Raw genomic sequence first — 6,864 nt, forward strand, 5'->3', positions numbered from 1 at the left:
CTGTTCAGATGGGCTTATCTTTACGAGAAAATTAGTAAACATCGAGTAATGCCAGAAGATTATAGAGACTAAAAAAGTCTAGAAATAATATAATATTCAACCTTTGGAAGATAACAAACCACCTATTCTCAACAGTAAAAACATTGCACTAATCATTAAGATAATTGCTATCTACGCAGCATTTTACCTTTGCGTTATCATTGTTCAGATTTTTACAAATCCGATTTGGGAAAATGCCTTGGCGCCTAAAAACGCTTATTATCCTTTGTATTTTATGGCAGTAGTGCATTTAATTGTATTAGCAATAAGTGGATGGAGTGTTTTAAAAAAGCGTTTTCACTGGGGAATTGCGTTAGTTTGTGCTGTTGTAGTAGCCTTATCGCGTTTTTACTACAATGAGATGGCAGAGTATATTTGGGGTCTAACCACCACAAGTTAATCAGAAATTACATTTGAATGAAAAATATTTTTTTAGCCGTCTTTTTAATTACCTCAACAGCAGCTGTTGCACAAGATTATAAGAAAGAATCAATAGATTACCGTCAGAAACTATCTCAAGAATACAAGTCTGGAGAAAATAACGTGCTTACCGCTAGGGAGAAAAAGAACTTCGGATACTTAAATTTTTACGATTTTGATCCAGAATTTGTGGTAGAAGCTCGATTTGAACCACTAGACAATACAGAGGAACTTAAACTAAAAACTTCTACAACTCGTATTGCTTCTTATGTGAAATACGGTTATTTGCATTTTACCTTAAAAGGTAAGAAGTGCAAATTGCTTGTTTTGTCAAGTCCAAGTTTAAAAGACGATCCTGAATATTACAATTACTTATCAGTCTTCTTTACAGATGAAACTAATGGTGATGGATCTTACAAAAAAGGGCGCTACATGGAATTGAGATCGCCTTTGAGTGATAAAGTAGTACTTAACTTTAATAATACGTACAATCCTTATTGTGCTTATAGCGAGCGATTTTCTTGTGCTGTCCCTCCTAAAGAAAATCATTTACCACTGCCAGTAAAAGCTGGAGTTAAGAAAGGGTTTAAGAGTTTTAGGAAGTTTTAAAAGTAGAAATTATAACCTAAACCTATTTGAAATTCTTCATAATCGGCTAGGTGTTTGTAGTTTCCTGAGATGCTCCATCTTCTCCAAGTATATGATGCGTTTGCATTGAATTCATTGAATTCTTGCCAGTGAATGAAATTGGTGCCTATTTTCAAATTATAAATAACGGACTTTTCAAAACCAAGTCCATAACCTAAGTTATCGCTGCTGGTTGAACCATCGTAATCTATATAGCCTGTAATTAGTTGAATATCCATGAAGTCAGATTCCCAAAAGCCATTGACACTTTTTTGTAACTCCATTTTATAACTGTGGTATTGATTATCATTAAAGTCTGAGGTTTCAGCTGTTAATCGAGCGGTAAAATGAAACTCATCTGAAAGATCAAATCTTCTTTCTAGACTTACTGCAAAACTTGAATTTTTATTGAAATTTGTTAAATATGAGATTGTGGGACTTATATCCCAAGGGATTAAATCATAGTTGTTTTGGAATTGAATTCCAAAAGTTTGATAATTGAATCCATAGATTTTATGGATATAATTAGGGTAATAATAGGGAAAGAAACAAATTATTAAGTCTGTTATTAATTTTACATCAATAACACTTTGATCTCCAACTAAAATCTCTTGAGATTCATATCCAGTATAAGAAAAAATTAAAATATCCTCTTCATTAGCTATAATAGAATAATTCCCATCAAAATCTGTTACTGTATTTACACTTGTTCCTTTAACCGAAACCGAAGCGCCTAAAAGAACATCATCAGTATCACTTACAGTTCCAGTAATTGTTCTTTGAGAAAAACAAAAACTACAAACTAGAAAACTGAAAACGACTAAATAATGTTTCATTAAAATTTGTTAGGAAATTTAAATTTAAGCAAAGTTAGGATCATTAAATAATTAGAAGGAGTAAACCTTTGTTTTTAAGTAGACTGATAAATTGACTTAAAATTGTTTAAGAATTATAGCATGAATCAAATCACCGCACCGATCCTTTCCGACCAAAGCTAGCTACCGCTCGCTTTGCCCACTAGTGCATTCCTCTCGTTCCATAAACTACTCTCGTAATATGCAAGAGCCGAGGAAAGGAGTTTTTTATTTATTTTTCTCCATCTTGGTAAGGTTCTTCATTACAAACTTGCACTAAAGTTAGTTGATTTTTAGTTGTTCGTTTTACGATAAAAATGGATAAGTGTTCCGCTTTCGCGAAAGCGAGATAAAAACAACCATTTTAACATCACTAAGTCGTAAATTTGCAGCCGCTTATGAGAACAAAAACAAGGAAGAAGAATAAGATCAACGTAATAACTTTAGGTTGTTCTAAGAATGTGTACGATAGTGAGGTGCTGATGGGCCAGTTGAAGGCTAGTGGTAAGGACGTCGTGCATGAGGAAGAAGGTAATGTCGTGGTGATCAATACTTGCGGTTTTATCGATAATGCCAAGGAAGAATCTGTGAATACGATTCTTGATTTTGTAGAGCGCAAACAAAACGGTGAGGTAGATCAGGTATTTGTTTCAGGCTGTTTATCTGAGCGATACAAGCCAGATCTTCAAAAAGAAATTCCAGATGTAGATCAGTATTTTGGAACGACAGAATTACCATCACTTTTAAAAGCTCTAGGTGCCGATTACAAGCACGAGCTGATAGGTGAACGAGTGACGACTACACCTAAGAACTATGCGTATTTTAAAATTGCCGAAGGTTGTGATAGACCATGTTCTTTTTGCGCGATCCCTTTAATGCGTGGTGGACATAAAAGCACACCTATTGAGCATTTAGTTATAGAAGCTGAAAAGCTTGCTGCAAATGGTGTGAAGGAATTGATTCTTATCGCACAAGATTTGACATATTACGGTCTTGATTTGTATAAAGAACGCAGGTTAGCTCACTTGCTACGTGAATTAGTTAAAGTGGAAGGAATCGAATGGATCAGGATGCATTATGCGTTCCCTACTGGTTTTCCGCTAGATGTTCTGGAGGTGATGAAAACAGAGCCTAAAGTTTGTAATTATCTGGATATTCCATTACAGCATATATCTACACCAGTTTTGAAGTCTATGCGTCGTGGAACTACTTTTGAAAAGACTAATGCGCTGCTAGAAAAATTTAGAACACTGGTTCCTGAAATGGCGATACGTACGACTTTAATCGTAGGTTATCCAGGAGAAACGGAGGAAGACTTTGAGATCTTAAAGCAATGGGTAAAAGACCAGCGTTTTGAGCGTATGGGTTGTTTTACGTACTCGCATGAAGAAAATACGCATGCTTACAAGCTAGAAGACGATGTTCCTGCAGATGTAAAGCAAGAACGTGCTAATGAGATCATGGAAATTCAATCGCAAATCTCGTGGGAATTGAACCAGCAGAAGATAGGTCAAGAATTTAGAGTGATGATCGATCGCAAGCGCGGTAATCACTTTGTAGGTCGTACAGAGTTTGATAGTCCAGATGTAGATAATGAAGTCCTGATCAATGCCGAGCAACATTACTTATCTGTAGGTTCTTTTGTGAATGTAAAAATTACTGAAGCTGAAGATTTTGATCTTTTTGCAGTTCCTGTTGAGGAGTAGGTGTTTAATTCTTAGTCTCAGTTTGCAGTCGCAGTTGCAGTCTCAATTGTAATGGAAAGTCGGTAGTAGGTAGATTGATTTACACTTGTACTTGCACATTTGAGTAAGTAATTGTTTTATCTGTGATTATTCCGCACTCGCTGCTGAATCTCTTTGTACTTGTTCATAATCCATATTTCTGGCATAATTTAAGCCTTTCCCTTTAGGGAATGGAAAAAAGTTTAGCAGCTTTGCTGAAAATGCAAAGGGTTTGATGCGATGCTTTTTGTATTTTCATAGCTTGAGTAAAAAACATATACATACTAAAAAATCTCTCGAGAAATACCGAAGAAAACTGCGCAGCAATGCAACACCTGCAGAGAAGTATCTGTGGTCACATTTAAGATCCAAACAGCTAGACGGTTTACGTTTTCAAAGACAACACGCTATTAAAAATTTTATTGTTGATTTCTATTGCGCTTCTCTAGGTTTGATTATTGAATTGGATGGAGAGGTTCATAATCACCCACAAGCTGAGGAAAAAGATGATCACCGAGATAAAGAATTAGAGGCCTTAGGTTTTACTATTCTAAGATTTGAGAATAAAATGGTTTTTGAGAATCTGGAACATATTTTTGAATGGATACGAGATGTGGAGAAGAAGAAAAATTCTTGAGATAGTTTCCAGCATCGCAGAACCCCTTATTTAATTCGTACACGAATTAAATGTTACCCTTATTGCATAAGGGGAAAGCTTTTAGATTTGAGAAGTTTTCTTACTTTCAGTTTCAAATAGTGCTCTTCAAAATTTTACCATTCCGCACTTGCTGTGAAATCTCCTTATACTTAAATCAATAAATATGAATAGCACAATTCCAGTATTTCCCATCAGCCGAAGGGAAAACAGGTTAAAGCAACTTGTTGCCAACCAAACCCTTTAATAGATAAGGGTATTTTACCACATATCTGATTCAGAAGTATATAAAGGTTTATTGCAAACTGATACTGAGACTGCAAACTGAGACTGAAATCTAATTAGCCGCAATTTGCTCGCTTAATTCCAGCCATTCCATTTCTAGGTCTTCTAGTTGTGATTTTGTTTTTTCTAGTTGTATGGAGTTTTCTGTCATTTGATCTGGATGGATATCTGGATCAAGGAAACTGTCTTGTAGTTTCTTTTTAGTTTCTTCTAGTTGTTTGATTTTATTCTCTAATCTCGATAACGCTTTTTGCTGTTCTCTTGTAGGTCCAGAAGTAGTGACTGTTGTTTTTACTACTTCTTTTTTCACAGGCTCTGGTTTTGTTTTTTCAGCTTCTTTGTCTAAAGCGATGTCTGTATTCCCTACATAAGCTCTAAAGTCGCTGTAATTTCCAGGGAAATCGGTAATATTTCCAGATTGATTGAAAACAAATAAATGATCTACAATCTTATCCATAAAGTAACGGTCGTGACTTACTACTATAATACATCCAGGGAAATCCATCAGGAAATTCTCTAAGACATTTAGGGTAGGTATGTCGAGATCGTTAGTAGGTTCATCAAGAATTAGGAAGTTAGGATTTTGAATCAAAACAGTACATAAATACAATCGTTTTCTTTCACCACCGCTCAGCTTCTCTACAAAGTCATGCTTCTTTTTATTGTCAAAAAGGAATCGCTCCAGTAGCTGACTAGCACTAATGATCTTTCCTTTGTTAAGAGGGATGTATTCTCCAAACTGTTTTACCACATCGATGACTTTCATTCCAGGCTTAGCGTCTATACCACCTTGAGTATAATAACCCATCTTTACCGTTTCACCTACTACTACTTTACCAGTATCAGGCTCTAAGCCACCGGTAACCATGTTTAAGAACGTAGACTTTCCTGTACCGTTTTTACCTATGATTCCTAATCGTTCACCTCTTAAGAAATTATAGGAGAAATCACTGATCAAATGCTTATCTCCAAAGGATTTACTGATCTTATGCAGTTCAACGACTTTAGTTCCTAGACGCTCCATATTGATCTCTAGTTCTACCTGATGATCTTTACGGCGATTGTGAGCTGCTTCTTTAATCGCATAGAAGTCGTCTATACGAGATTTTGATTTGGTACGTCGCGCTTTAGGCTGGCGTCGCATCCACGTCAATTCCTTTTTATAAAGTTGCTGGGCTTTTTCTTGATTAGTTTGTTCTATCTCCATACGTTCTTGCTTTTTCTCGACGTAATAGGAGTAGTTACCTTTATAAGTATAAAGCTGACCTTGATCCAGTTCTATGATCTCGTTACACACACGATCGAGGAAATAACGGTCGTGAGTAACCATTAGAATGGTGTAGTCTTCTTGTTTAAAATAAGCTTCCAGCCACTCGATCATTTCTAGGTCCAGATGGTTAGTAGGCTCATCCATAATTAGCAATTGAGGATCAGAAAGAAGTGCCATTGCCATGGCGATACGTTTCTTTTGTCCACCACTTAATTTTCCTACTTTTTGAGATAGGTCGTCCAGTTTAAGCTTGGATAAGATTTGTCGGTATTTGGTCTCAAAGTCCCATGCATTTGCGGCGTCCATGGCGTCCAGTGCTTTTTGCATCATCTCTGCATCGTCTGGATTTGCCATCGAGTGCTCATAGTCTGCAATGATCTTCATGGTAGGCACATCACTATCCAGAATCACCTCTTCTATGGTCATTTCTGGATTAAGATTAGGTTCTTGAGATAAGAATGCCATTCTAAGATCGGTACGGTAAGCGACATTACCGCTATCTGGCTCTTCTTGTTTAGTAATGATATTGAGCAGTGACGATTTACCGTAACCGTTTTTTGCTACAAAACCTATTTTTTGTCCTTGATTAATTCCTAGAGAAAGATCTTTAAAAAGAACTTTATCTGCAAAGGCTCTGGTGACGTTTTCTACGGTTATGTAATTCATTGTTGCACTGCTTAATTAGAGTTTGCAATATTACGGCGTAGTGGGGTAATTTAAATAAAAATGAGTTGGTATATTTCATTATGGTTTTTAGGTAAAGTAATGGCATCGCGTAACTCCTTATTTAATTCGTACACGAATTAAATTTTCCCCTTACTTCGCAAGGGGAAAGCTTTTTTAATTACGGATTGAGCGTGCCTCTTCAACCCTTCCGACCAAATTTCCGCAGGCTCCAATTTGCCCACCTTCCCTATAATTAGGGAAGGAGTTTTTATAATATGCTTTCATTAGAAGAATTAGAGTTTTAATGATTCCGCTTTCGCGAAA

The 6,864-nt window shown here is 36.2% G+C and carries 6 protein-coding genes; 4 read left to right on the forward strand and 2 right to left on the reverse strand.

What is annotated here, in order from left to right; translation table 11 throughout:
• The first annotated feature begins 103 nt into the window (after nt 1-103).
• Both A9Q93_RS09705 and A9Q93_RS09710 read left to right on the forward strand, forming a co-directional pair.
• The gene (locus tag A9Q93_RS09705; protein WP_303687193.1) at nt 104-439 is read left to right on the forward strand and encodes a hypothetical protein; all 336 of its coding nucleotides are present in this window, start codon (nt 104-106) and stop codon (nt 437-439) included.
• 17 nt (nt 440-456) lie between these two features.
• Complete coding sequence (locus tag A9Q93_RS09710; protein WP_303687195.1) at nt 457-1,068, forward strand: DUF1684 domain-containing protein; 612 nt, start codon at nt 457-459, stop codon at nt 1,066-1,068.
• Here the strand turns inward: A9Q93_RS09710 and A9Q93_RS09715 are convergent.
• Nucleotides 1,065-1,922 carry a carboxypeptidase-like regulatory domain-containing protein gene (locus tag A9Q93_RS09715; RefSeq protein ID WP_303687196.1) on the reverse strand — a complete coding sequence of 286 codons (858 nt, stop codon included), beginning with the start codon at nt 1,920-1,922 and terminating at the stop codon, nt 1,065-1,067. The genes A9Q93_RS09710 and A9Q93_RS09715 overlap by 4 nt on opposite strands.
• A 416-nt stretch (nt 1,923-2,338) precedes the next feature.
• On the opposite strand from A9Q93_RS09715, the gene rimO reads away from it, so the two are divergent.
• Both rimO and A9Q93_RS09725 read left to right on the forward strand, forming a co-directional pair.
• A complete protein-coding gene (gene rimO, locus A9Q93_RS09720; protein ID WP_303687197.1) occupies nt 2,339-3,646 on the forward strand; it encodes a 30S ribosomal protein S12 methylthiotransferase RimO in 1,308 nt (435 codons plus the stop codon).
• A 280-nt stretch (nt 3,647-3,926) separates the two neighbouring features.
• The gene (locus tag A9Q93_RS09725) at nt 3,927-4,301 is read left to right on the forward strand and encodes an endonuclease domain-containing protein (RefSeq protein ID WP_303687198.1); all 375 of its coding nucleotides are present in this window, start codon (nt 3,927-3,929) and stop codon (nt 4,299-4,301) included.
• Nucleotides 4,302-4,656: 355 nt separating this feature from the next.
• On the opposite strand, the gene A9Q93_RS09730 is transcribed toward A9Q93_RS09725, so the two are convergent.
• Nucleotides 4,657-6,540, reverse strand: a complete 1,884-nt coding sequence (locus tag A9Q93_RS09730) for an ABC-F family ATP-binding cassette domain-containing protein (RefSeq protein WP_303687199.1) — start codon at nt 6,538-6,540, stop codon at nt 4,657-4,659.
• Between the last annotated feature and the right edge of the window lie 324 nt (nt 6,541-6,864).

Source organism: Nonlabens dokdonensis (genome assembly GCF_002162835.1).
Lineage (GTDB): Bacteria > Bacteroidota > Bacteroidia > Flavobacteriales > Flavobacteriaceae > Nonlabens > Nonlabens dokdonensis_B.

Bases quoted from the DNA above. Each gene is read 5' to 3' on its own strand.
- A9Q93_RS09715 (WP_303687196.1), bottom strand. From the start codon at position 1,922: ATGAAACATTATTTAGTCGTTTTCAGTTTTCTAGTTTGTAGTTTTTGT.
- A9Q93_RS09710 (WP_303687195.1), top strand. From the start codon at position 457: ATGAAAAATATTTTTTTAGCCGTCTTTTTAATTACCTCAACAGCAGCT.
- rimO (WP_303687197.1), top strand. From the start codon at position 2,339: ATGAGAACAAAAACAAGGAAGAAGAATAAGATCAACGTAATAACTTTA.
- A9Q93_RS09730 (WP_303687199.1), bottom strand. From the start codon at position 6,540: ATGAATTACATAACCGTAGAAAACGTCACCAGAGCCTTTGCAGATAAA.